Raw genomic sequence first — 25,407 nt, forward strand, 5'->3', positions numbered from 1 at the left:
GGAGAGGAGCAGCGCGTGGAGTGGTTCACCGCACCTGACTACTGGCTGAGCCGGCTGGTCTTCCAGCGGGCGCTGGCCGTCGTGTACCTGGTCGCGTTCCTGACGGCCCTCCGGCAGTTCCGGGCGCTGATCGGCGAGCGGGGGATGCTGCCGGTGCCCCGGTACACGGCGCGGGTGCCGTTCCGGCGGGCGCCGAGCCTGTTCCACCTGCGTTATACGGACCGCTTCTTCGCGGGGTGCGCCTGGGCCGGGTGCGCGCTGTCGGGGGGGCTGGTCGCCGGGGTGGACGGCCTGCTGCCGCTGTGGGCGGCGATGCTGCTGTGGCTGGTGCCGTGGCTGCTGTACCTGTCGGTGGTCAACGTGGGGCAGACCTGGTACGCGTTCGGCTGGGAGTCGCTGCTGCTGGAGACCGGGTTCCTCGCCGTCTTCCTCGGCAACGACGAGGTGGCGCCGCCGGTCCTGGTGCTGTTCCTGCTGCGCTGGCTGCTGTTCCGGGTGGAGTTCGGGGCCGGGCTGATCAAGATGCGCGGCGACCCGTGCTGGCGGCGGCTGACCTGTCTGGACCACCACCACGAGACGCAGCCGATGCCGGGCCCGCTGAGCCGCTTCTTCCACCTGCTGCCGCGGCCGGTGCACCGGGTGGAGGTGGCCGCGAACCACGTCACGCAACTGGTCGTGCCCTTCGCGCTGTTCGCGCCGCAGCCGGTGGCGACGGCCGCCGCCGGGCTGATGGCCGCGACCCAGGCGTGGCTGGTGCTGTCGGGGAACTTCGCCTGGCTGAACTGGCTCACCATCGTGCTGGCGCTGTCCGCCGTGCGCTTCCCCGGCTCCGCGCCGTCGTTCCCCGGGACACCCCTGTGGTACGAGGCCCTGGTCCTCGCCGTGGCGGCGCTGCTGGTGTTCCTCAGCCACCGCCCGGTGCTCAACATGCTCTCGCCCCGCCAGGTGATGAACCGCTCCTACGACCCGCTGCGCCTGGTCAACACCTACGGCGCCTTCGGCAGCGTGAACCGGGTGCGGTACGAGGTGGTGATCGAGGGCACGGCCGACCCGGTCGCCCGGGAGGACTCCGTGTGGCGGGAGTACGAGTTCCGGGGCAAGCCGGGGGACCCGCGGCGCCGGCCCCGCCAGTTCGCCCCGTACCACCTGCGACTGGACTGGCTGATGTGGTTCGCCGCGCTGTCCCCGGCGTACGCCGGGTCCTGGTTCGGGGCGCTGGTGGAACGGCTGCTAGAGAACGACCGGGACACCCTGCGTCTGCTGCGCCGCTCGCCCTTCGGTCCGGACGCGCCGCCGCGCTACGTGCGGGCCCGGCTGTTCCGGTACCGGTTCGCCCACCGGGACGAACGGCGCGCGACGGGGGCGTGGTGGGTGCGCACGGTGGTCCGGGAGTACCTGCCGCCGACCCGGTTGTCCACTCCGGCACCGGACCGCGAGCCGGAGCGGAGGCCGGGGGCGGGTCCGGACCGCGAGCCGTAGGCGGTGCCGGGCACCCGGCGCGTGACCGGGACGACCGGGGCCGTCTCCTGACCGGGGCGGGCCGGGGACGGGCGGGGCCGGGTCCGGGCCACCCCGGTTCCGCCCGTCCCGGCCCGGCGCGCGGTCCCCGTCCCGGTAAGCCGCCGCTCGGCCGGCGTCCCCGGGCACCGGCGCCTGCGGTGGCGGGGGCACTTCTCCCCCGGCTCCCGCCAGAGCGCGGCGGGCACCCCCGGCGAACCGGTCGGCGCGGGGACGCCGTCGCGGGGGTGCGGTACCGGCCCCCGGACCGGCGCGCCGCCACCGCGACGGCGCCCGGTCCCGGCGCCCGGTCCCGGCGCCCGGTCCCGGCGCGCGGGCCCTGCCCGAGGGGACCGGCCTCGACGCGGGGGCGGTCCACGGGGCAGAGTGCTGGGGCACAGGTGACCCCAACCCCAGGTGGCCCGTCCACCGCACAGCGAGGAGCCCTCCGTGACCGACTGGGCCGGCCGGACCGCCGCCGAGATCGCCGCCGCCGTACGCGAGAAGCGCGCCACGCCCCGCGAGGTGGTGGCCGCCCACCTCGCCCGGATCGAGCGGCTCGACGGCCGGATCGGCGCCTTCCGCACGGTGCGCGCCGAGGCGGCACTCGCCGAGGCCGACGAGGTCGGCGCCCGCGGCGACCTGGCCGAACTGCCGCTGGCCGGCGTGCCGGTGGCCATCAAGGACAACGTCGCCGTGGCCGGTGAGGCGCTGCGCGTCGGCTCCGCCGCGACCCCCGCGGCGCCCGCCGGGGCGGACCACGTGACCGTGGCCCGGCTCCGGGCGGCCGGCGCGGTGGTGGTGGGCCTGACCAACGTGCCCGAGCTGTGCGTCTTCGGCACCACCGACGGCGTGTACGGCATCACCCGCAACCCGTGGGACCCGTCCCGTTCGGCGGGCGGCTCCTCGGGCGGCAGCGCCGCCGCCGTGGCCGCCGGGATGGTGCCGCTGGCGCTGGGCAACGACGGCATGGGCTCGCTGCGCATCCCCGCCGCCAACTGCGGTCTGGTCACCATCAAGCCGGGGCACGGGGTGGTGCCGGCGGGCATCGGCGAGGGTGACTGGTTCGGCATGTCGGAGAACGGTCCGATGGCCACGACGGTCGAGGACACGCGGCTGATGCTGGACGTCCTCGCGGGCGGGCCGCCCGGCGGCGAGGAGTCCGGCGCCGGCCTGCGCGTCGCGGCGTCCCTGCGCAGCCCGATGGCCGGCGTCACCGTCTCCGCGCCGTACCGGCAGGCGCTGCGGGAGGCGGCCGGGGTGCTGATGCGCGCCGGTCACCAGGTGCGGCGGGCCGATCCGCCCTACCCGTCCTCGCTCGGGGTGACGGCGCTGCGCCACTGGTCGGCCGGTACGTCGGTGGACGCGCGGGAACTGGACCCGCGCCGACTGGTGCGGCGGACCCGGGTGCACGCGGCGATCGGCCGGCGCTTCGCCCGCTCGGCCGCCGCCGGGAAGGGGCGCGAGGAACTGCGCGGGCGGCTGGAGCCGTTCTTCGCGGAGTACGACGTGCTGCTCACCCCGGCGCTGGCCCGCCGCTCCCCGACGGCCGGGCCGTGGCACGAGCGGGGCTGGCTGCGGAACGTGCTGGCCAACTCCTCGTATTCGCCGTTCACTCCGCCGTGGAACCTGACGGGCTGGCCCGCGATGACGGTGCCGTTCGGCGAGCTGCCCTCGGGCGCGCCGTGTGCCGTGCAACTGGTGGGGCGGCCGGGGTCGGAGACGGTGCTGCTCGGGCTGGCCGAGCGGATCGAGGAGCTGCGCCCGTGGCGGCGGACGGCGCCCCTGTAGACCGGCGGGCGGGGGCGCATGGGCGTGGACGGGGCACGCCCATGCGGTCGCGGCGCTCCACGGGCTCCTGCGGCGGGTCAGTCCACGCTGGGCAGGATGTGGGGCTCGGCGAGGTCGTCCTCGTAGCCCGCGAGGCGGATGGGGGCGGACCGGGCCCACACGTCGAGACTGCCCAGTTCGCCGGGCCGGCGGGGGGCGCGTTCGCCGCGCTCCAGGGTGAGTTGGTCGGGGTTCGTCGTCTCCGGTGTCACCGCGCACTCCTTATGTGTCGGGTCACCCTTGGGGCCCGTCGGCCGGTCTGCCGTCGGCGCCCGGCGCCCGTCGGGTCTGGTTCGTTCGGTTCGGACGCGGTGGCGCCGGCATCTCGCAGGAGAGAGCAGGCCGTGGTGAACCGGCTTGTCCCATGACGGACCGTGGGTGTGGGTGGGGCCCGGTGTTGCCGCCCGTCCGCTCCAGATTAACCAAATGAGCGGCCTCGCGCTCTATAGGGCTCGAAACATGGGGGAAGCATTGCCTGCCATTCTGGAGGCAGTTGAGCCTATTTTGACCCGGTTCGACCGTTTTTACACCGTGCGCGGTCTCACCCGTTCGGCGGATGTCCCGATCGTGTCTGCGAGGACCGTGTGCGTTTGATCGTCCGGGCCGCCCGGACGTTCCCCGCCCGCACATCCGCCCGGGACGGGCCGGGGCCCCGGTTCCGGGACGCCGCCGAGGCGTCGACCGGACCCCGGGGCCCGCCGCGTCGGCCCGTGGTCACGGGGCCGCGGTCACCACTTGCCGGGCGCGTAGTCCTTGAGGAAGACGCCGTACAGCTCCTCGCCCGCCTCGCCGCGCACGATCGGGTCGTAGACGCGGGCCGCGCCGTCGACCAGGTCGAGCGGGGCGTGGAAGCCGGCCTCCGCGAGGCGCACCTTGTCCGGGTGCGGGCGCTCGTCGGTGATCCAGCCGGTGTCCACGGCGGTCATCAGGATGCGGTCCTTGTCGAACATCTCCTGGGCGCTGGTGCGGGTCAGCATGTTCAGCGCGGCCTTGGCCATGTTGGTGTGGGGGTGCCCGGCGCCCTTGTAGCCGCGGGCGAAGACTCCCTCCATGGCGGAGACGTTCACGATGTACGCGCGCCCCGCCGCCGCCCTGGCCATCGCCGGGCGCAGCCGGCTGATCAGGATGAAGGGCGCCGTGGAGTTGCAGAGCTGGACCTCCAGCAGCTCGACCGGCGTCACCTCCTCCACCGTCTGGACCCAGCTGTTGGTGTCGTGCAGGTCGGGGACGAGTCCCCCGGCGTCGATGGCGGTGCCGGAGGCGATGCGCTCCAGCGACGCCGAACCGGAGACCAGCGCGAGGCCGGTGACGTCCTGGGCGCTCAGCGCGCCGCCGCTCGCCACGGGCAGTTCGGCCACGGCCCCGGAGCCGTAGGTGCCGATCACCTCGGAGGCGGGCAGTTCCCCGGCGGGCAGCGGGGCCGACTCGGCGGCGAGCAGCTCGCTGTAGGCGCCCGGGGAGCGGCGTACCGTCTGGGCGGCGTTGTTGATCAGGATGTCGAGCGGGCCCTCGGCGGCGACCGAGTCGGCGAGGGCGACGGCCTGGGCCGGGTCGCGCAGGTCGATGCCCACGATCTTGAGCCGGTGGATCCACTCGGCGCTGTCCGGCTGGGCCTTGAAGCGGCGGATCGCGTCGTTGGGGAAGCGGGTGGTGACCGTGGTGTGGGCGCCGTCGCGCAGCAGCCGCAGCGCGATGTACATGCCGATCTTGGCCCGGCCGCCGGTGAGCAGCGCGCGCCGGCCGGTGAGGTCGGTGCGGGCCTCGCGCCGGGCGCGGTTCTCGGCGGCGCAGTCCGGGCAGAGCTGGTGGTAGAAGTAGTCGACCTCGACGTACCGGGTCTTGCAGACGTAGCACGAGCGCGGGCGCCGGAGTATCCCGGCGAGCTGCCCCTCCTCGGTGCGGGAGGAGGGCAGGATGCCCTCGGTCTCGTCGTCGATGCGCTCGGCGGAGCCGGTGGCGGTGGCCTCGGTGACCGCCTTGTCGTGGGCGGTCTTGGCGGCCCGGCGCTCCTGGCGGCGGCGCTGCTTGACCATGCGGTAGACGTGCGAGGTGGCGCGGCGCACCGCGATCGCGTCGGGGTGGTCGACGTCCAGCGCGTCGAGTTCCTTCAGGACGCCGAGGCAGACGGCCAGCCGCTCCGGGTCGATCCCGGGGCCGTACGCCACCTCGTCCGTGGTCCCCGAACCGTCCTGTGTCACCGTCATCGCCGCTGCCGTCCCTGGTCGCACGCGCGGCGCTCCGTTCGCGCCCGCCGTCGAACGGGGGATTTTACGGAGCGCCGGGCCCGGGGCCAAACCCGCGGGGGTCAGGGAGCGCAGGCCGTGAGCAAGGTCTCGGCCTCCTCGGTGAGGGCGCGGGCGAGCCGGTCGAGGTCCGGCACGGCGCGGGCGTCGGCGACCAGACCGTAGTGGACCCGTCCCCGGTAGGTGGAGACCGCGACCGCGAGGGCGTGGCCGGGGGCGAGCGGGGCCAGCGGGTAGACCTCGGTGAGGGGGTGGCCGCCGAGCCGCAGGCCGAGACTGGGCAGGGGCACGCTGGTGACGAGGACGTCGAACCAGAGCCGGGCCGCCTGGCCGACCAGGGGCCCGCCGAGCCGGTGGCCGAGGGCGGGCACGTGGTCGGCGAGCAGGGCGACGGCGCCGGCGCCCCGGCCGGGTCCGGCGTCCTTGTTGCGGTCCATGGCCGAGCGGACCGCGGCGAGGCGGGAGAGCGGGTCGGGGTCGCCGACGGGGAGCCGGGTCAGGTAGCCGGAGAGCCGGTTGCCGGGCGGCTGGGCGGTGCGCGGGCGCCGGGTCGAGACGGGGATCAGGGCGCGCGGGGCGACGCCCTCGCTGCCGTCGCCGCGCTCGTCGAGCCAGCGGCGCAGCCCGCCGGCGACGACGGCGATCAGCACGTCGTTGACGGTGCCGCCGGCCGTCTTGCGGACCAGGTGCACGTCGTCGAGGTCGAGGACGGCCCCGGCGGTGCGGCGGGTGCCGGAGGAGCGGGCGGTGAAGGCGGGCGAGGAGCGCACGTCGAGGGTGGACAGGGCGGCGGCGGCCCCGATGTCCAGGGCGCGGCCGGCGTCGGTCAGGGCGCCGCGCAGCAGGTCCGGCAGGCGCCGCAGGCCGGGGACGCGGGCGCGTACGGGCGGGTCGGGGCGGGGGCGCGGCGGGGGCATGTCGAGCGGGTCCAGGACGCCGGCCGCGAGGGTCAGCGCCCGCAGTCCGTCGGCCAGGGCGTGGTGGAACTTGAAGAGGACCGCGAAGGAGGCACCGTCCGCGCCGGGGAGCACGTGTGCCTCCCACGGGGGCCGGGCGCGGTCCAGCGGGCGTTCCAGGAGGCGGCCCGCGCGGGCGTGGAAGTCCTCGGCGGGGGCGTGCAGCCGGACGTGGTGGAGCGGGTCGAAGGCGGGGTCGGGTTCGCGGCCGGCGCCGCCGAAGGAGAAGGGGCGGCGCACCGCGAGGGGCGGCCGCCACGCGTCGCGGATGCGCATCCGCAGCCCGGACACGCCGGGCGCGCGCGCCGTGAGCAGGTCCGCCGCGCGGGCCGCCGCGGCGGGCGACCCGGCCGGGAAGACGCCGAGCGCGCCGAGGTGCATGGGGTGCTCGGGGGACTCGATGTTCCAGAAGGCCAGGTCGAGGGGGGTGAGCAGGTCGGATGTCACGGGCGGGCCTCGCAAGGGTGACGGATGTAGCGGCAGTCAATCCCTCCCGGCCGATTACGGTCAAGTACGATCACGTTACGCACAGTTAACATCAGGCGGATATCGCGCCCCGGGGAGAGGGACGGGGCGGGCAGGACGCATGGGGCGCCTGTGGTGACCTGGGCGCGGGGTGGCCGGGCCGGGCCGTGGCCGTCCGGGAGGGCCTCACCCGGACGGCTGCGGGCCGGCCGTGCGGCGGGCCCGCGGCCGTGGCCCCGGGGCGGCGGCCGGTGATGGTCGCCGGCACCGCCCCGGGGCCCCGTTCAGGCGGCCGGGCAGCCCGCCGGGACGGCCCGGGAGGCGTCGCGGATCAACGCCTCGTGGGCGGCCTTCATCCGGGCGACGTCCGGTTTGAGGACCGCGCGGTCGTAGGTCGTCAGTCCGTTCAGCTCGCCTTCCACGTCGGTGATCTGCGTGTAGACGGCGCCGTTGGCTCCCTCGCAGACCAGCGCGTGCGTCTCGTCGAGCTTGGCCACGTAGTCGTCGGTGTAGGCGGCCGGGTCGACGTCGACGTAGGACTGCTGCACCGGCCAGGCGTGGCCGGGCACCGCGAGGCCGAGGCCGCCGTACTCGCCGCTGACCAGGGCGCGCCGCCCGTCCGGGTGCGGTGGCAGGGCCGGGCTCGGATAGCCGTGCTCGTCCATGATGTCGCCGGTGCCGCCGTCGGCCCCGAGGTTCAGCCCCGACTGGTTGTTGACCAGGCGGGTCGGGTCCCAGCTCTTGGCCAGGGAGGCGATCCGGCCGACGTCGTACTGGCCCCAGCCCTCGTTGAAGGTGACCCACATGACGATCGACGGGCTGCTGACGTGCTCGTCGATCATCTCCTTCAGCTCCCGCTCGTACTCGGCCCGCGCGGCGGCGCCGGGGTCGACGCCCGCCGTCATCGACGGCATGTCCTGCCAGACGAGCAGGCCGAGCCGGTCGGCCCAGGCGAACCAGCGGTCGGGTTCGACCTTGATGTGCTTGCGCACCGAGTTGAATCCGAGCCGCTTGTGCAGCCGCAGGTCGTACGCCAGCGCCTCGTCGGTGGGCGCGGTGTGCAGCCCCTCGGGCCAGAAGCCCTGGTCGAGGGTGGCCATCAGGAAGACCGGCTCCCCGTTGAGCAGGATGCGCGGGACGCCGTTCACCCGCTCGACGGAGACCGAGCGCATCCCGAAGTAGCTGCCGACGCGGTCGGAGCCGACGGTCACCCTCAGGTCGTACAGGAAGGGGTCGTCGGGCGACCACAGGCGCGGGTCACGGATCTCGAGGGTGAGCGGCTTGCCGGTGCGTCCGGTCACGGTGGCCACGGCGCGCTTGCCCGCGTACGCCGTCGCCGTGACCGGCACGCCGGAGCGCACGCCCCTCGGCTCCACCGTCAGCGTGCCCGCGGCGGCGTCCGGGACGAGCTTCAGGGAGTCGACGTGGTCGCGGACGACCGGCTCCATCCAGACCGTCTGCCAGATGCCGGAGCTGGGCGTGTACCAGATGCCGCTCGGGTCCAGGCGCTGCTTGCCCAGGGGCGGGTTCTCACCGCTTGCCGCATCGGTCGGGTCGTAGACGCCGACGATCAGCTCCTGGGTGCGGCCGGGCTTCAGCGCGTCGGTGACGTCGGCGCTGAACTTGTCGTAGCCGCCCTGGTGCTCGGTCACCTTGGTGCCGTTGACGTACACCTCCGCCCGCCAGTCGACCGCGCCGAAGTTGAGCCGCAGCCGGCGGTCGGAGCCGATCCGCCAGTCGGCGGGCACGGTGAACGTGCGGCGGTACCACATGCGGTCCTCGTGCCGCTGGACACCCGAGAGCCGCGATTCCACCGGGTACGGGACGAGAATGCGCTCGGCGAGGTTCCTGCCGACCGGGGGCCGCTCGCCGGCGGTGGCGGCGGCGAACTGCCACTCGCCGTTGAGGTTGCGCCAGGCGTCCCGGGTGAGCTGCGGGCGCGGGTACTCCGGCAGCGCGTTGTCCGGACCCACCTCGTCCGCCCAGCGGGTGCTCAGCTCGTGGGTGGAGCGGTTCGCGCCGCTGCTCCAGAACGCCTTGACAACGTTGCCGTCGGTCCCGGTGAGGCCGCCCTGCCCGTCGTAGCGGATGTCGGCGGTGCCGGGTGCGTCGCCCGCCTTGTTGCCGACGACGGGCTCGTCGAGGGCGACGAGGAGGGCGGTGGGGTCGGCGGGGTCGACCTGCGCCTCGCCGAGCGGCCAGGCCGCGCCGCCGATCACCGCTTCGAGGTGGTCGGCGAGTCCGGCCGGGGCCGCGGCCAGGGGGCGGGCGAAGTCGAGCTTGAGGGTGCGGCCGGTGCCGAGGACGGTGGCCGCCACCGCCCCGTCGTAGTCGAAGCCGTCGGGCAGGCGGAAGGCCGACTGCGGCACGGGCTGCTTGGTGCCGCCGGGCGGGGTCCAGCGCAGGTGCAGGTGGGAGCCCCCGTAGTGCTCGAAGTACTCCAGCGTGACGTCGTAGGGCTGTCCGGCGGTGAGGACGACGGGCTCGCCGGTCTGCTCGCGGTCCCAGTCGTCGACCCAGTGGTCGATGACGAGCCGGCCGCCGACCCAGAGGCGGAAGCCGTTGTCACCGGTGATCGAGAAGGTGTGGGCGCCGGTCTTCTCCGGCACGAGCTTGCCCGTCCAGCGGACGCTGACGTCGTCGGACTGTCCGGTGGCGAACTTCAGTCGCGGCTCCAGGGTGGCGAAGTCGATCTGCGGGTCGAACCCGGTGGCCTTCAGCTCGTGGAAGTCGAAGGCGCCCGGGGCCGAATGGGTGTAGTACTCGCCCTTCAGACCGTGGATCTCCACGGCGTCACCGGCCGCTCGGGCGCCCGGCGCGGCGGAGATCCCCGCGATGCCGAGCGCTGCGGCGAGCAGTAACGCCAGGCGGTCTCTGAGTCGTTTGATGCGCACTGACCCTCTCCTCCAGAGGACGGGTGGCGGCTCGTGCTCAGGTCGGAACAACGTTGTCATCAACGGCAGTTGGCATGACAGCACGGATTCCCCTCGGGGTCCAGGGACATGACAACAGCCCGGGGGCGGGGGTGGCGCGGGCCCGGTGGGGGGACGCGAATGTGAAGGGCCGACGGGTGGTGTGAAGGCGGGGGTGGGGGGAGCCGGGTCCGGAGGGAGCCGGGGGCTGGATGGAGCAGCGCGGGGGCACGCGCGGGGCGGGGGCCTGGTCGGGTCGGTGCGGCGGGCCGTGGGCGGGCGCGGCGGCTCGGTGCCCGGCGGGGCGGGGCGGTCGGGGATCGGGCCGCCTGGGGCTGGGAGCCGGGGGCTGGTGCGGCCGGTCAGGGGCGGGGGCCCGGCGGGGCCGGGAAACAGCAGTCGCCGCATACGCCCGCGCCCGGCGCGCGGTAGTACAGGCAGCAGCTCCGGCGCCGGAAGGCGGTGCCCGTGAGGGTGCCGGTACCGGCCAGCGCCGGGTGCGCGAGCAGGGCGGCGGTCAGGCCGCGGGCGCGGGCGGCGGCGTCCGTACGGCCGTGGCGGCGGGCCCAGCGGTCCAGTTCCCGCCCGGCGCCGGCCAGCGCGGAGGCGGCGTTGCCCCACAGCAGCCCGGTGGCGACCCGGTACCGGGCGTGCAGCAGCGTGGCGAGCGGCGCCAGGTGGGCGTCGATCACCGTCGCCGCGAGGGCGTCGGCGGGCCGGGTCCGTACCCCGGTGAGCCACAGGTCGTCGGGCGCGCTGCCGGCCGGGTCCCAGCGCAGCCGCCCGGGGTCCAGGTCGGGGACGCGGCCGTCGAGGACGGCGCAGCCCAGCGCCACCGACCAGAGCCGGGCCGCGAGGCCCTGGTGGGCGACGGACGCGGCGACGCGGGGCTCGGCGGTCCGCAGGGCGCCGGCGACCCTGCGCACCCGGAAGGCGAGGGGGTCTCCGGCGACTCCCGGCTCCCCCGCGACACGTGGCCCCCCGTCGGCGCCCCGCTCCCCGTCCGCGGTCGGCCCGGCGTCCCGGGGCGCCCCGTCGGCGGCACCCTCCGTACCTGCCGCGTAGGCGCGGGCCAGGGTGGGCAGGGGCCGGGGTGGCACGTCGGTGTGCAGGGCGAAGAAGCCGCCGAGGGCGCGGGGCGCGGTGAGGCCGGGGTCCAGGTCCACGGAGCAGTCCTATCAGGCGCCGGCGCGCACGCCGGCCGGGGGCCGTACGACTCCGGTCGCACATCCGCGGGCGGACGGGGCTGCCGTCGTACTCCCCCGGCAGGACGAGGCGATGAGTGCTCCGGGAGGACGACGGGAAGATCCCGGGACGGCATCGTGTTCCCCATCAGAGAGGACCGTTCGCCGTGCCGGGGCCCCGGCCCCCGTCCCCCGCAGAGGAGCTGCCGATGAGCGCCCTCGCGTTCTCCGTCGTCCTGTCACTCGTCTCCGCCGTCGCCTACGCGGGCGGGGCGATCGTGCAGGAGCGGGTCGCGGCGTCCTCTCCCGGCGTCCGGTACGCCCCGCTGCGCCGCCCCGCCTGGTGGGCGGCGGTCGGCCTGAACGGTCTCGGCGCCCTGCTGCACGTCGTGGCGCTCGCCTACGGCCCGCTGAGCCTCGTGCAGCCGCTCGGGGCGCTCACCATCGTCTTCGCCCTGCCGATGGCCGCCCTCTTCGTGGGCCGCCGCGCCGGCGGCACCGCCTGGCGGGGCGCGCTCATGGCGACGGCGGGTCTGGCGGGGCTGCTCGCCCTGGTCGGCACCGCCCCGGCACGCACACCGGCCGTGCCGGAACGGACCCTGCCGGCCCTGGTCACGGCGGGCGCGCTGATCGCCCTGACGGTCGCCGGGCGGGCCGCCCACCGGCATCCGGCGGTGCGCAGTGTGCTGCTGGCGACGGGCTCCGGCATCGCGTTCGGCATGGCCTCGGTCTTCACCAAGACGGCGGCGGCCGACTGGAGCGGCGGGATGACGGAACTGCTCTCGCTCGCCGCGATCGGCGTGTTCGCCACGACCGGGCTGCTGCTGTCCCAGGCGTCCTACCGGGGCGCCGGCCTCGCCGCGCCGCTGGCCACGCTGACGGTCGTCAACCCGGTGGTGGCGGCGGTCGTCGGCCTCACCCTCTTCGGCGAGACCTTCCGCTACGGCACCACCGGCACCGCCCTCGCTCTTGGCTCCGGGGTGGTCGCGGCGGGCGGCCTGATCCTGCTGACGACGGAGCGGATCACCCACGGGTCCGGGGCGCGTGCGGAGCCGTCGCCCGGGGGCGCGGAGTCCCGGGGGTCCGTGCCCGCGCCCGGCGGGGACCCGGTCCCGTCACCCGGGAGGCCGGCCGCCCTCGCCCCGTCCGCCGGGGAACCGCCCGCGCGGGGCGGGAGCACACCGCGCGCCGGCCGGCCCCAGGGGGCCCCGGCCCTCGCTCCGGGCGGCGACGCGTCCGGCCCCGACCGCGGTCCGTACCCTGGTTCGCCCTCCGTACCGGGGCCCGTCCTCGACCGGCACCGGGTCCGTATCAGATCCTGACCCCGCCGGCGCGCAGGTACGCCACCGGGTCGACGTCGGAGCCGAAGCCGGGCCCGGTCCGCACCTCGAAGTGCAGGTGCGGTCCCGTGCTGTTGCCGGTGGACCCGGAGCGGCCGATGCGCTGCCCGGACCCCACCGACTGGCCCTCCTTCACGGAGATCGCCGACAGGTGGGCGTACTGCGAGTAACGGCCGTCGGCGTGCCGGACCACCACCTGGTAGCCGAAGGAGTCGCCCCAGCCCGCGCTCACCACGCGGCCCGCGGCGACCGACTTGACCGAGGTCCCGGTGGGCACGGGGAAGTCGACGCCGGTGTGGTAGCCCTTCGACCAGGAGGAGCCGGAACTGCGGTAGGAGGTGCCCGTGGGCGCGTCGACGGGGGCGACGAGGGCCCGCGTGGACTGACGGCTGCCGGACGAGGGGGCGTTCCGCGAGGTCTTCGGCTGCTGCTTCTCCTCGCCCCGCCCGCTCTTCTCCGGCTGTTCCCGCTCACGGGGCTGCCGCGGGGTCTCCCCGCGCTTCTCCCCCGCGCCCGGGGTCTTGGCGCCGGTGGAGGGGGCGGCCTTCCCGCCGCGCAGCGAGAGGCGCTGGCCGGGCAGGATGAGGTCGGGGTCGTCGCCGACGGCGGCCCGGTTGGCCTCGTAGAGACGCTGCCAGCCGCCCGTGACCCGCTCGGCGTCGGCGATGCCGGAGAGCGTGTCCCCGGTGACGACGGTGTACATGCGCGCGGTGCCGGCCCGGGACTGGGGCGGGGTCTGCGGCCGTACGTCGGCGAGGGTGCGCGAGGTCCCGGCGGCGGCGCGGTCGGGCGCGGCCTGCGCGGTGCTCTTCTGCTGCGCCGGGACCGCGGCCCCCGGCCTCCCCGCCGGACGGATGTCGGGAGTGCCGCCGCCGCGGGTCAGTCCGGCGCGCGTCGAGCACACCGGCCAGGCCCCGGGGCCCTGCCCGTCGAGCACCTTCTCGGCGACCGCGATCTGCTGGTCCTTGGTGGCCAGGTCGGCGCGCGGCGCGTACGCGGTGCCCCCGAACGCGGCCCAGGTCGACTGCGTGAACTGGAGGCCGCCGTAGTAGCCGTTGCCGGTGTTGACGTCCCAGTCGCCGCTCGCCTCGCAGGCGGCGACCTTGTCCCACGTGCCCGCGTCGGCCGCCAGGGCCGTACCGCCGCCGATGAACGGGAGCGCCATGCCGGCGCCGCTCGCGGTGACGGTCAGCGAGGCTCGGTTGATCCTGTTCGGCTGGTACCGGCGGTGCCGGCCGCGTGCGGCCATGGAGGTCCCCCTAGACAACGCGTCGGGAGCCGCAAAAGTACGGGCTGTGAACCGGCCACCACAAGAGCGCAATCGGCCGGTTGGTCACGACACGTGGCGGAAAGCGGACGCCGCTTGTCCGCCCGGCTCCCTCGCGCACTGAGCGCCGGCGCTCCTCCACGCGTACCGGAGAGGGCCCGGCCGGCGGGTGCGACGGGCGTACCGGCACGTCAGGCTGGTCCAGCGGCCATACTGGCGGGCACGACCGGCACCACAGACACCAAGGTCACTAGGAGCCAACAGCAATGAGCAGCACAGCGCAGATCGGCGTGACGGGTCTCGCGGTCATGGGCCGCAACCTCGCCCGCAACTTCGCCCGCAACGGCTACACCGTCGCCGTGCACAACCGCACCGCGGCACGTACGCACGCGCTGGTGGAGGAGTTCGGCGGCGAGGGCGACTTCGTCGCCGCCGAGACCGCCAAGGAGTTCGTGGCGGCGCTGGAGCGCCCGCGGCGCCTGGTCGTCATGGTGAAGGCGGGTGACCCGACGGACGCCGTGATCCAGGAGTTCGCGCCGCTGCTGGAGCCCGGCGACATGATCATCGACGGCGGCAACGCCCACTTCGCGGACACCCGGCGCCGGGAGCGGGAGCTGCGCGAGCGCGGCATCCACTTCGTCGGCACCGGCATCTCCGGCGGCGAGGAGGGCGCGCTGCACGGACCGAGCGTCATGCCGGGCGGCTCGCCGGAGTCGTACTCCTCGCTCGGCCCGATGCTGGAGAAGATCTCCGCGAAGGCGGCGGACGGCGCGCCCTGCGTGACCCACGTGGGCCCGGACGGCGCCGGCCACTTCGTGAAGATGGTGCACAACGGCATCGAGTACGCCGACATGCAGCTCATCGGCGAGGCGTACCAGTTGCTGCGCGACGTCGCCGGGTACTCCCCCGCGCGGATCGCCGAGATCTTCCGCACCTGGAACACCGGCCGCCTGGACTCGTACCTGATCGAGATCACGGCCGAGGTGCTGGCGCACGTGGACGCGGCCACGGGCAAGCCGTTCGTGGACGTCGTGGTCGACCAGGCCGAGCAGAAGGGCACCGGCCGCTGGACCGTGCAGATCGCGCTCGACCTGGGCGTTCCGGTCTCCGGCATCGCCGAGGCCGTCTTCGCCCGGTCACTGTCCGGGCACGCGGCGCTGCGGGACGCCTCGCGCGGGCTGGCCGGCCCGAAGGCCGAGGCCCTGGGCGAGGAGGAGGCCGCCGCCTTCGCCGACCGGGTGGAGCAGGCCCTGTACGCCTCGAAGATCGTCTCGTACACGCAGGGCTTCCACGAGATCGCGGCGGGCGGCGAGGAGTACGGCTGGGACATCGACCTGGGCGCGGTCTCCGCGATCTGGCGGGGCGGCTGCATCATCCGCGCGGCCTTCCTGGACCGCATCCGCGCCGCGTACGACGCCCGGCCGGACCTGCCGAGCCTGCTGTCGGACGAGACGTTCGCGCGGGAGATCGCCGAGGCGCAGGACGACTGGCGCGAGGTCCTGGTCGCCGCGACCCGGCAGGGCGTGCCGACCCCGGGCTTCGCGGCGGCCCTCGCCTACTACGACGCGCTGCGCGCCGAGCGGCTGCCGGCCGCGCTGACGCAGGGGCAGCGGGACTACTTCGGTGCGCACACCTACCGGCGCACCGACCGGGACGGCGCGTTCCACACGCTGTGGGGCGGCGACCGGTCGGAGGTCCAGGCGTAACGGGAACGCGGGGCCGGCCGGGGCGGTCGGCCGAGGCCGGGGGCCGGGGGGCGGAAGGCGGTGACCGGGAATCGGTGACCGGGGAATCGGTGACCGGGGAGTCGGTGACCGGTGGTCTGAGGAACCGGGACCGGACGGCCGCCGGTGATCTGATCTGCCGAGGTCCGGCCGACGGGGGCGGTGACCGGCCCGGTGCGGCCGGTCACCGCCCTCGCGTCCTCCGCCGGTCACTGCCCCGCGTCGTGCGCCGGTCGTCGCCCCCGCGTCGTGCGTCGGTCGCCGTCCCCGCGTCGTGCGTCGGTCGCCGCCCCGCCTTCCCTCTCAGGTGAGCGGGGGCCCCGGTTCGGGGCTGGGCACGGGCTCGGGGCCCGGCGGAATCGGCGAGGGGGACGGCTCGGGCGGGCCGGGTGGCGGCTGGGGGCCGGGCCCCGGCGGGCCGGGCGGACCCGGGGGCGGCGGAGTGGGGCCCGGCCCGGGGCCGGGCGGCGGGGGCGTCGGCTGCGGTCCGGGGCCCGGCGGCTGGGGCGGGGGCGTGGGCTCGGGGCCGCCGGGTTCGGGGGGCGGGGAGGTCGGCTCCGGTGCGGGAGCGGGCCCGGGGGTGGGTCCCGGAGGGGTGGGGTCCGGATGGACGGGGTCCGGGAACGGGTTCGTCATGGCGCTGTCCTCCGGCCAGTCGGTCGACATCGGCTCTGGACTTGTCCCCCGCCTACCCGTGCGCCGCGAGGCCACTCACGGGACGGCGCGGAACGGAGCCAGGTGAAAGGAGCCGGGGCGGCCCCGCCCCCTTCACGCCACCCGAGGTCGGTCAAAACCGGTCGGGATGCGCGCGCAACCAGTCGTTCGCGGCCCTCAACAGCTCGGGGTCCGCTGCGGGCGCCTCGTCCGGATGGCGTTCGGCCCACTTGACGACATACGGGCAGAGCGGCGCCACGGCGACACCCTCCCGCCCGGCGAGGGCGTACAGCTCGCGGGCCAGGGAACCGGCGATGCCCTTGCCCTCGTGGGAGGGCTCGACCACGGTGTGGACGGGGACGAGGGCCCGTCCCGGCGCCTCCAGCACGAAGTACTCGATACGGCCGACGACCTCGCCGTCGCCGAACGCCGCCAGGCGGCCCGCCGCCCGGTCGTCGCGGATCTCGATGTCGCTCACGGCCACGCTCCTGGTCCGAGGGCCCACAGGGCCGGGGAAAACGAGGTCAGGCCGTCACGGCCCGGGGGCTCCGCTCCTGATCCGAGCCGGGTACGGGCTCGGAGGGGTCGGCACCCAGGGCGACGATACGGTTCTCGCCGTCCACGTGCACCACACGCGGGCGCATCTCCCTCGCCTCGGCGTCGTCGACCTGGGCGTAGCTGATGATGATCACGAGGTCGCCGGGGTGCACGAGGTGGGCGGCGGCCCCGTTGATCCCGACGACCCCGGAGCCGCGCTCGCCCTCGATGACGTACGTCTCCAGCCGGGCACCGTTGGTGATGTCCACGATGTGCACCAGCTCCCCGGGCAGCAGATCGGCGGCGTCCAGCAGGGCCGCGTCGATCGTCACGGACCCCACGTAGTGCAGGTCGGCCTGGGTGACAGTGGCCCGATGGATCTTGGACTTGAACATGGTGCGCAGCATCGACGTACTCCCGGTCAGAGGCTCCCTGCCTGCGTTCTTGCAGGTCAAAGGCTTTTCGACACCCTACAACGAGTCGCATGTCCGGGCAGCCGTCCCCAGGTTTTTCAGGACTCACGCTGACCACTTGCCGACTTTCCAGAGGCCCCGTCAGGTGGCTGGAGAAGTGCTTCGCCCACTCTCGCGGACCCCACCGCGGCGACGACCCAGGGTTTCGGGCCTTCGGCCCGCACCAGTTCCTGCCGCTGCCGCGTCGCCGGACGACTGGCTGCCCACCAGTTCCCTGTTACCGACCCACGCTCCTGGGCGTGTTTCGAACGCGGATCTTGATCACGGGATCACCTCGACTCGTCGCGCGTGGAGACCTGGCGGACGAGCAATGAGCGGTGCGCGAACCGTTATTGCCGAGGGGCAAGAAGCCGGGCCGGCCGCCGAGATGGTCCCCGGCGGCATCTGATCGACGGCATACGGTTCCGGATCCGGACCGGCACCCCGCGGCGGGACATGCCCGAGCACGGCGGTCGTCCGCCGAGGTTCGATCCCGAGGACTGCAAGGCCGGCCACGCGGTCGAGTGCGGCGTCAAACGCTTCACAAGACACCGCGCCGTGGCCACGCGGTATGACGAACTCGCGGTCCGTTACGCGGCGACCTCCTGGTCACGGCCACCAACGAGTGGTTGCGACCAGCACGTGTGCCATGTCTACGAGTTGGACCAGGCGCGGGTGGACAGCACCAGCAGATAGCCGTCAGGGTCCTGGAGAGTCACACCCCAGGTGTCCCCATACGAGTTATGAGCCGGCACACGCTTCCCGCCGTGCCGTTCGAGCTGTTCCACCAGGGAGTCGGGCACTGGTTCGCCGAGGTAGATGACCAGCAGGTCTTCGGGGGTTGGCCGCGGCTCCAAGGGAGCAGCAGGATCGTGAACGAGTTCCAGATGCCAGCCGGCCGTGTGCCATCGGGCGCTGGTCCTAGTCCTGGCTACCGAGCACCTAACGGCACCTGACCTGCACTTACGGTCCACGCTCCTCCTGTAGGCGGCGTCTTCACATGTCACGCCCACATCAGACACAACCGGCAGTTGCGCGACCTCATCATCGCCGGCCGCGCCACACCGAGCGTCGTCGTCTCCAAGCGGCTGCCCCTGGAGGACGCTCCGGACGCCTACCGGCGTCTCGACAAGCGGGAGGACGGCTACTCGAAGGTCGTGTTCCAGCCCGGCCCGAGGGCTGCCTGACCGATGTCGCGGGCCGGCGTCCGGCAGGCTGGCGGATGCGCGAGCCCGGTGCGGGCGGGGCGCCGAGCGAGGGAGCGGCGCCCGCGCACGCACCGGTCACCCGCGACGAGCGGACTTCGCCAGCATCTTGCGCTGCACCCGTCTGCCGCGCGCGACCGCGAGGGGCAGGGCGCGCAGCCCGAACGAGGGAAGGGCGTCCGCCAGGCGCACCTGCAGCCCGCGCCAGGCCGGCGTCGCGGTGACCGGGCGCGGGCGGTCCAGGACCTTGCCGACGGCGTCGACGACATCCTCGGGTTCGAGCAGCTTGCCGGAGAAGGAGAGCGCGGAGGCGGGATCGTCGAGTTTGTCGTGGAGCATCGGGGTCCAGATGCCGTCGGGGCAGACGCAGGAGATGTCGATCTCCTTGATCCCGGCGAGGCGCAGGTCGGCGAGTGTGCTCAGACTGAAGCCGATCGCGGCGTGCTTGGAGGCGGCGTAGACCGCCTCACCCGGCACCGGGGTCAGACCGGCGAGCGACACGACGTTGAGGATGTGCCCGCCCGTGCCCCGCATCGCCTCGATCGCGGCGACCGTGCCGTTGACCGTGCCGAGGGCGTTCACCTCCAGCATCAGGCGCCGCACGTCCGGCGCCTGTTCCCAGGCCGGTCCGGTCGCGAGGACGCCGGCGTTGTTGATCCACAGGTCCAGGCGTCCCGCCTCGGCCGCGACGCGGTCCCGCGCCGCGTCGACCTGGGCCTCGTCACGCACGTCGACGCGGGCCCACAGCACATCGGGCCCGAGCCCGGTGGCCGTGGCGCGCGCCGCGTCCTCGTCGATGTCGGTGACCAGCACGCGGTGGCCGCGTTCGACCAGCAGCGCCGCGAGCATCCGGCCGAGTCCCCGGCCCGCTCCGGTGACCACCGCCCCGGCGGGGGAGCGCCTCATCGCCGTCCGCCCTTGATCTCGCCGTAGCTGATTCCCCCGTGGACGTAGGTGGGGACCACCGGCCAGAACCGCTTCCACGGGGCGAGTTCGGTGGAGGGCAGGATCTGCAGCCAGCGCGGGTCCGCCTTGCACCGGTCGGCGAGAGTCTTCTCCTTGACCATCGAGTCGTACTGGTCGAGGGAGTCCTCCAGGGTGTTGGCGTTGGGGCAGATCTCCCGGCCGAAGTTCCGGTGGTAGCGCCGCACGCCGGGGATCCTGGACAGTTCCGGCTGCCAGTTGTCCAGCGAGATGCCGTTCTCCGAGGACACCCACACCCCGTCGGGGGTGTTGAGCGCCAGGGAGTGGTTGCCGTCGGTGTGCCCGGGGGTCCACAGCAGCGTGACACCGGGGCCGAGTTCGATGTCGCCGTCGAAGGTGACGAACTGGGCCGGGTCGACGCCGTCCAGGCCGCCGTCGACGTACCACGCCCACTGCATCGGGTGCAGGGACTGCAACGTCGCCAGTTCACGACGGTGTACGAGCATCCGCGCCGCGCCGAACAGCGGTCCGCGGGGAGCAGGCTCCCCCTCGATGACCTCGGTGGACCCGAGGACCATCCGCGGGTCCTGCACGTGCAGGTGGTCGAAGGTGCAGAAATCGATGTCGTCGGGGGCGAGCCCGAGACGGCGCAGGACATCGCCGGGCTCGGCGTAGTACCTCAGTACGGTCCGCTCCAGCACCTTGCCGCCGGGGACCTTGTCCATCATCTTCCGCAGGTTGCGGTAGAAGGGCGCTTCCGCGGAGCCGTCCGGCACCGTCGGCTCGAACACGAGGGTGCGTGCCCGGCCGTCGAAGTCCTCGTACTGCACGACGATCATGCGGTTGATCATCGAGATCAGAGGGAGGCTGGGCACCGACACGGCGTTGTGGAAGGCGTACGTGACCGGGTACGGCGCCGCGGCGATGTCGACCGACTTCACCGCGTGCACCTGCCCCTGGGCCTTGAAGCGCTCCTTGTACGCCGAGGCGGCCCCGCGGACCGCCCGCAACCGCTCGCCGCGCGGCCACACCTCGTGCACACCGTCGAACTCGGGGATCGGCCGTGCACCGATCCCGGCCAGCTGGTCGGTTCCGGCAGTCGCCATGGGCTACTCCTCGCTCTCGGTCGTCGGGGCAGCAGGATGCCCTCCCCGGCAGGCCGGAACTTGTTCCAGCGCGACAATCTCAGAAGGTGCCGCGTGTGCGGCGCCGGAGCCGGGACGGGCTGGTGCCCTCCCACCGCCGTACGGCGTGACTGAGGCCCGACTGCTCGGCGAACCCCGCCATCGCCGCGATCTGGCCGAGCGGCAGGTCCGTGGTGGTGATGTGGCGCAGAGCGATGTCCCGCCGCACGTCGTCCACAATCGCCTCGAAGCTGGTCGACTCCGCGGCGAGCCGTCGCTGCAACGTGCGGGGGTGCATCGCGAGGAGTCGCGCGATCTGGCCGAGTACGGCGGGGGTGGCGCCGATGCTCGCGGCCAGGGCTCGGCGCACGTGAGTGGAGACCAGACGCTCCGGATCGGTGTGGTGGGCGGTCAGGTAGTCCACGGCGAGCCGGCGGATCGCCGCGTCCGCGCCGCGGAACTCCGTGTCGAGCAGGCGCCGCTCCACCCGGAGCGCGGCGGCGGGGCACCCGAAGCTCACCCCCACACCGAAGTACTCGGCGTACCGGGACACCGGCGAGAGGGGCTGGTGGGGCAGTTCGACCGACCGGAGACCGGCCGGCCCGCCGGTCAGTGTCACCGCCACCCGGTGGAAGAGCGCGAGTCCGAGCTCCATGGCCTGGGGGGAGTACGGCGACTCACGCAGATCCTTCCGGTAGGTCAGCGCCACCACCTCCCGGCGACCTCGCGGGTCCGGTTCCACGCCGACGCTCAGAGCGGGGCTGTGCACGAACATGAAGCGCGAGGCGCACTCCAGCGCCTCCGCCACCGTGGACGACGCCTGGATGGCCAGCGCCAGCCGGCCGAGGACGCTGAGATCCTGGCCGCAGGCCAGACGGAGGCCGAAGTCAGTGCACCGCAGATCGCCGGCGACCGCGTCGAGCATCAGGTCGTGTGCGGTGATCGGGACGAGCCCCTCCTCGGAGGTGAGCGCGTCCGGGGAGATCGCGAACCGCTCGGTGAATGCCGCCGGGTCGCCGCCGAGTTCCTCGACGAGACGCGCGAATCCGCGCAGGCTGGCTCCCCGGATCATCGCTCCCACGGGGGCGATGCTAGGGCACCCACGTTTCCCACGACAGTCGGGTAAACGTTTACCTCCATGATGGTCGACAACGGGAAGGGCACACGATGCCGGCTGGCGGACGCGTGACATGCCGGGGCCCTTCCCGACGGGATCAGGGCGGTGTCGTTCGGTGCCTGCTCGCTGGTGCTGGAGCCGGGAGCGAGCGCGTACGAAGAACTCATGCGCCGCGAGGCACGGCTTGGACCGTTCGTCGCTCTGGACTCCACCATCCGGGCGGGCCTCATCCCGGACCCGGACGCCTGCCGGGCGCGCTTCCGCCGTCTCCTGCCGTCGGTCTCGCTGGTCAAGCTCAGCGACGAGGACGCGCGATGACTCGGGGGCGACATCGCGGGCTGGTTGGAGGCAGGCGCGTCCGCCGTCGTGGTCACCCGGGGCGAGGCCGGCCTGACGGTCTACACGCGCACCGGCGGCGAGTACTCGGTGCCCGGCGAGCCCGTCCGGGTCGTCGACACCATCGGCGCGGGTGACACCGTCAACGCGGCCCTCCTGCACACCCTGGCCGAACGGGACCTGCTGTCCGCCGACACCTGGCCGCAGATCCTCGGCTTCGCCGCCCGCGCCGCCGCGATCACGTGCACCTGCTCGGGCGCCGACCGCCCTTCGCTCGCGATCTGCCGACCCCAGCGTCCGCCGAGCACGTCGGCCCGGCACACTGAGGCTTCTCCCCCCTCACGCTGAACGGTCGCGATGCCGCTGCCGAACCCCGCGGCGAGCCGGGCCCAGGAGTCCCGGAACGCCTCTCGTGATCGCGCACACGCTCTGCGCCTCTTCCTGGGCGTGATCGACCGTGGCGGTGCTTGTTTCCCGTCACTTGCAAGGAGGACATTCCGGGCGATCATGTGACAAGTCCGTCCGGGTCGTTGACGTGGGCACGGGGCGAGGGGCCCTCCCAGGCCGGCCGACCGCTGCACGGTGACGGGATGCCGCACACGGCGCAGCGGATCGGGACACAGCAGCCCCTCTGTCTCAAGTCCAGCCGCCCAGTCCGCAGCGATCGAGTGCAGCCCGAACCTGGTTGAGGCCCTCCACTCTCCAGTGGTCCCGGTCGGGCATGTGGTCGTCTCGGCGCCAGCGCCAGGCGGAGAACATCGCCCAGTTCAGGGCGCGGCATCGGTGGATCAGGTCGTGGTCAGCCCCCGCATAGTGCCTTCCCACGTCTTCGGGCGCATGGGCGAGGTCGAACTCGATCGGCCCACGGCAGCAGGTGGCGAGGTCTACGAAGAGCGGCCCTCTCCTCGTGTTCAGGAGGTTGCCCGGGTGAGGCTCCCCGTGCAACAACTGGTCGCCGGCATTGTCGCTGCTGATCGCGGCGCTCAGTCCACTGAGTGTGTCGCCGAGGAGCGCCCGGTCAAAATCGGGCAGCTCGGGGGACCGCTCCCGGTCGTTCACCTCTCTCAGTGCCACGGCGACTCGGCCGGTGAAATGCGGTGCGTCCAGATCGATCTGCCGCAGGGCGGCGTGGTGCCGCACGAACACGTCTGCGTAGTCGGCGGGCGGGATCTCTGATCCCACCGGTTCGTAGTAGGTCCATAGCGAGATGGCGACGGCATCACGCACATGGACTCGGGGCTCGACCCGAGGATCGAGCTCGGCCACCGGCGCGTCAACGGCGGCGAGACGGCGAGCAACCTCTACTTCGAACTCGGAATCAGCCAGTTGTCTCAACGGTGCGACCCGGGCCAGGACATCGCAAGGGACCAGGCGCAGCGCGACGCGGTCCGAGTTGTGGATGACGATCGCATCGTCGACCTGAAGGCCCAGCTCCGAAGCAGTCGCCCGCCCTGCCTCAACTGCGCGGTGGAGTTCTAACGGCTCCATACCGTTCTCCCTCATTCATTGTTGAGTCACACACGTCTGGGGACAGCAGCGATGCCCCCGATGTCTTCGTGAACATCATTCGGCGGCCGGCCCCGGACCGGCGATAAGCATCGCAAAGCGGGACCTGCACTGGCCCTGGGATTTATTCGGCCGATCATGTGACTGGCCCGTGCCCGGGTGGTTGACGTGGACATGAGCTAGGGGGTCTGACGGATGCCGAGTGGGAACGGCTGCGGCCGTTTCGGCCGGTCAGCAACGGTCGTTGTGGCCGGTGGCGCGGTGATCGGCAGATGATCGACGGGAGGCTTCGGCGCGGACGCGCTCGGCACCAAGGGGTGCGGCGACATCACCTGCGTGGCCGCCAGCCCCACCTGGCCGCGTCGCGCCACGGACAGGGGCGCGGCGCCCCGGGGATCGACCTCACGGTACCGGCTCCGCCGTTGTCCCCCTACCGGGGATACGGGTCAGGGGCCCGCGGCGGGAGTTGCCGGGCCCCTGGACCGTGAGGGGGTCGATCCCCTGTCTCGGGGAGTTACGCCGCCGCTCTGCGCTCGGCGAACCGCGAGGTCGCGGCGGGCGCTTCGGCGAGGTAGCGCTCGATCGAGTCGTCGAGCTCCTCGAGCCACGGGGTGTGGTGCCGGGCGGCCAGGGTTCCCGTCATGACCGAGCGGTAGACACGGTCGCGGTAGCCCATGATGTCGGCCTTCTTGTCGCGCTTCCACGCGAGGAAGATCTCGACGACCCGGTCGAGGTCGAACTCGGGGTAGTCCGTCTGCCGGAGCAGATCACGCACGTAGTCGGCCTGGAAACGGATCTCGTCGGCGTCCGAGGAGATCTCCGCGAAACGTTTCCGCCACTCGGTGATGGACGCGGCGCGGTCGGCCTCCGACGGCAGTTCGGTACGGCCCAGGATGAGGTCGCGTACGTACCATGCCTGCGCGTCGAACATGTTGAAGGTGAACCACTGGTCCTGCGCGCCGAGGTAGGCCAGGCGCGGGTTTTCCTGCCACACGACACCGCGGTAGAGACCGTCCGGGTACACGTTGTTCGGGGAGGTCAGCGCCAGTTCGTCGGGCAGGAACGGGTACTTGTGCAGGTAGCCGGTGCACAGGATGACGGCGTCGATGCGCTTCGAGGTGCCGTCGGCGAAGTGGACCGTGTTGCCGTCGATGCGCTCGATGGTGGGGCGTTCCTCGAAGCCGTCGGGCCAGTCGTAGCCCATCGGCGCGGAACGATAGCTCGCCGTCACCGAGCGTGCGCCCATCTTGAACGCCTGGCTGCCGATGTCCTCGGCCGAGTAGCTGGAGCCGACGACGAGGATGTCCTGCCCCTGGAAGCCTTCGGCCCCGCGGAAGTCGTGCGCGTGGACGATGAGCCCGGGGAAGGTCTCGATGCCAGGGAACTGCGGCACGTTGGGGAAAGTGAAGTGGCCGCTGGCGACGACCACGTGGTCGAACTCCTCGGTCGTCGTCTCTCCGGTGGGGAGATGCTCGACCGAGAGCGTGAAGACCTCACGCTCGGCGTCGTATTCCGTCCAGCGCACGACGGTCTCGAAACGGATGAAGTCCCGCACGTTCGTCTTCTTCAGCCGGCCGGCGATGTAGTCCCACAGGACCGGGCGCGGCGGGTACGAGGAGACGGGACGGCCGAAGTGCTCGTCGAAGGTGTAGTCCGCGAACTCCAGCGCTTCCTTCGGCCCGTTCGACCACAGGTTGCGGTACATGCTCGAGTGCACGGGCTCGCCGTACTCGTCGAGTCCGGTGCGCCAGGTGAAGTTCCACTGGCCGCCCCAGTCAGCCTGTTTCTCGAAACAGACGATCTCGGGGATGTCCGCCCCCGCGCGCGCTGCGGTCTCGAACGCCCTCAGCTGAGCCATGCCCGAGGGGCCGGCACCGACAATCGCTACTCTTTTTCTGTTCGCCACGAATGTTCCTTTATTTTCACCATGCTGCCCCGCACCCGCCCTTACGGGCAGGACGAAGCCATCCGGTCGCCAGAATCCGCACGTATCGACCGGTCCAGAGAGGCGGATTTCTTTTTACTGTAGCAGGATTGGCTAAATTTCGCGAATTTGCCATCGCAATCACTATGGCCAACCGGCCCGGAGTGCCGACCTGGACAGCCCGCCCGGCCATACGGTCACAGGTCGGCA

Annotated in this window: 18 protein-coding genes and 2 pseudogenes; 6 read left to right on the top strand and 14 right to left on the bottom strand. The window is 73.3% G+C overall.

Annotated features, from left to right (window positions below; genetic code table 11):
• Window positions 1-15 precede the first annotated feature (15 nt).
• Both VM636_RS01940 and VM636_RS01945 read left to right on the top strand, forming a co-directional pair.
• The gene (locus tag VM636_RS01940) at window positions 16-1,479 is read left to right on the top strand and encodes a lipase maturation factor family protein (RefSeq protein ID WP_338483021.1); all 1,464 of its coding nucleotides are present in this window, start codon (window positions 16-18) and stop codon (window positions 1,477-1,479) included.
• Window positions 1,480-1,947: 468 nt separating this feature from the next.
• Window positions 1,948-3,288 carry an amidase family protein gene (locus tag VM636_RS01945; RefSeq protein WP_338483022.1) on the top strand — a complete coding sequence of 447 codons (1,341 nt, stop codon included), beginning with the start codon at window positions 1,948-1,950 and terminating at the stop codon, window positions 3,286-3,288.
• A gap of 77 nt (window positions 3,289-3,365) precedes the next feature.
• On the opposite strand, the gene VM636_RS01950 is transcribed toward VM636_RS01945, so the two are convergent.
• The 5 genes from VM636_RS01950 to VM636_RS01970 all read right to left on the bottom strand — a co-directional run bounded on the left by VM636_RS01950 (window position 3,366) and on the right by VM636_RS01970 (window position 11,069).
• Window positions 3,366-3,539: a hypothetical protein gene (locus tag VM636_RS01950; RefSeq protein ID WP_107091292.1), complete on the bottom strand. Its 174-nt coding sequence runs from the start codon at window positions 3,537-3,539 to the stop codon at window positions 3,366-3,368.
• A gap of 516 nt (window positions 3,540-4,055) precedes the next feature.
• Window positions 4,056-5,531 carry an SDR family NAD(P)-dependent oxidoreductase gene (locus VM636_RS01955; RefSeq protein ID WP_030422881.1) on the bottom strand — a complete coding sequence of 492 codons (1,476 nt, stop codon included), beginning with the start codon at window positions 5,529-5,531 and terminating at the stop codon, window positions 4,056-4,058.
• A 101-nt stretch (window positions 5,532-5,632) separates the two neighbouring features.
• Window positions 5,633-6,973 carry a wax ester/triacylglycerol synthase family O-acyltransferase gene (locus tag VM636_RS01960; RefSeq protein WP_030422880.1) on the bottom strand — a complete coding sequence of 447 codons (1,341 nt, stop codon included), beginning with the start codon at window positions 6,971-6,973 and terminating at the stop codon, window positions 5,633-5,635.
• A 302-nt stretch (window positions 6,974-7,275) separates the two neighbouring features.
• Window positions 7,276-9,885 carry a PA14 domain-containing protein gene (locus tag VM636_RS01965; protein WP_338483023.1) on the bottom strand — a complete coding sequence of 870 codons (2,610 nt, stop codon included), beginning with the start codon at window positions 9,883-9,885 and terminating at the stop codon, window positions 7,276-7,278.
• Between the two features lie 380 nt (window positions 9,886-10,265).
• Window positions 10,266-11,069 (bottom strand): (2Fe-2S)-binding protein, encoded by an 804-nt coding sequence (locus VM636_RS01970; RefSeq protein WP_053912828.1) that lies wholly within the window; start codon window positions 11,067-11,069, stop codon window positions 10,266-10,268.
• Between the two features lie 227 nt (window positions 11,070-11,296).
• Between VM636_RS01970 and VM636_RS01975 the strand changes: the two genes are divergently transcribed.
• Window positions 11,297-12,409 (top strand): DMT family transporter, encoded by a 1,113-nt coding sequence (locus VM636_RS01975; protein WP_338483024.1) that lies wholly within the window; start codon window positions 11,297-11,299, stop codon window positions 12,407-12,409.
• On the opposite strand, the gene VM636_RS01980 is transcribed toward VM636_RS01975, so the two are convergent.
• Entirely contained in the window at window positions 12,399-13,676 is a 1,278-nt protein-coding gene (locus tag VM636_RS01980) for a transglycosylase family protein (protein ID WP_030422876.1), read from the bottom strand. The genes VM636_RS01975 and VM636_RS01980 overlap by 11 nt on opposite strands.
• 284 nt (window positions 13,677-13,960) lie before the next feature.
• Between VM636_RS01980 and gndA the strand changes: the two genes are divergently transcribed.
• On the top strand, window positions 13,961-15,400 hold the full coding sequence (gene gndA / locus VM636_RS01985; protein ID WP_030422875.1) for an NADP-dependent phosphogluconate dehydrogenase: 1,440 nt from the start codon (window positions 13,961-13,963) through the stop codon (window positions 15,398-15,400).
• Window positions 15,401-16,205: 805 nt separating this feature from the next.
• Here gndA and VM636_RS01990 read toward each other — a convergent pair.
• The 3 genes and pseudogenes from VM636_RS01990 to VM636_RS02000 all read right to left on the bottom strand — a co-directional run.
• Entirely contained in the window at window positions 16,206-16,550 is a 345-nt protein-coding gene (locus tag VM636_RS01990) for a GNAT family N-acetyltransferase (RefSeq protein ID WP_338483026.1), read from the bottom strand.
• Between the two features lie 46 nt (window positions 16,551-16,596).
• Complete coding sequence (panD, locus tag VM636_RS01995; protein WP_030422622.1) at window positions 16,597-17,016, bottom strand: aspartate 1-decarboxylase; 420 nt, start codon at window positions 17,014-17,016, stop codon at window positions 16,597-16,599.
• Between the two features lie 698 nt (window positions 17,017-17,714).
• A pseudogene (locus VM636_RS02000) lies at window positions 17,715-17,954 on the bottom strand (VOC family protein); the annotation flags it as partial.
• 138 nt (window positions 17,955-18,092) lie between these two features.
• Between VM636_RS02000 and VM636_RS02005 the strand changes: the two are divergent.
• Window positions 18,093-18,248 carry a hypothetical protein gene (locus VM636_RS02005; protein ID WP_234312782.1) on the top strand — a complete coding sequence of 52 codons (156 nt, stop codon included), beginning with the start codon at window positions 18,093-18,095 and terminating at the stop codon, window positions 18,246-18,248.
• A gap of 96 nt (window positions 18,249-18,344) precedes the next feature.
• On the opposite strand, the gene VM636_RS02010 is transcribed toward VM636_RS02005, so the two are convergent.
• The 3 genes from VM636_RS02010 to VM636_RS02020 all read right to left on the bottom strand — a co-directional run bounded on the left by VM636_RS02010 (window position 18,345) and on the right by VM636_RS02020 (window position 21,386).
• Complete coding sequence (locus tag VM636_RS02010) at window positions 18,345-19,172, bottom strand: SDR family NAD(P)-dependent oxidoreductase (protein ID WP_338483027.1); 828 nt, start codon at window positions 19,170-19,172, stop codon at window positions 18,345-18,347.
• Window positions 19,169-20,296, bottom strand: a complete 1,128-nt coding sequence (locus VM636_RS02015) for a hypothetical protein (protein ID WP_338483028.1) — start codon at window positions 20,294-20,296, stop codon at window positions 19,169-19,171. Before VM636_RS02015 ends, VM636_RS02010 begins: the two co-directional genes overlap by 4 nt.
• A gap of 79 nt (window positions 20,297-20,375) precedes the next feature.
• On the bottom strand, window positions 20,376-21,386 hold the full coding sequence (locus VM636_RS02020; protein WP_338486283.1) for an AraC family transcriptional regulator: 1,011 nt from the start codon (window positions 21,384-21,386) through the stop codon (window positions 20,376-20,378).
• 126 nt (window positions 21,387-21,512) lie between these two features.
• Between VM636_RS02020 and VM636_RS02025 the strand changes: the two are divergent.
• Window positions 21,513-22,115, top strand: a pseudogene (locus VM636_RS02025) (PfkB family carbohydrate kinase); the annotation flags it as partial.
• A gap of 288 nt (window positions 22,116-22,403) precedes the next feature.
• On the opposite strand, the gene VM636_RS02030 reads toward VM636_RS02025, so the two are convergent.
• On the bottom strand, window positions 22,404-23,255 hold the full coding sequence (locus VM636_RS02030; RefSeq protein WP_078856215.1) for a phosphotransferase: 852 nt from the start codon (window positions 23,253-23,255) through the stop codon (window positions 22,404-22,406).
• Window positions 23,256-23,787: 532 nt separating this feature from the next.
• A complete protein-coding gene (locus VM636_RS02035; RefSeq protein WP_037859508.1) occupies window positions 23,788-25,179 on the bottom strand; it encodes an NAD(P)/FAD-dependent oxidoreductase in 1,392 nt (463 codons plus the stop codon).
• Window positions 25,180-25,407: the final 228 nt, after the last annotated feature.

The organism is Streptomyces sp. SCSIO 75703, from assembly GCF_036607905.1.
In the GTDB taxonomy this organism is placed as follows: domain Bacteria; phylum Actinomycetota; class Actinomycetes; order Streptomycetales; family Streptomycetaceae; genus Streptomyces.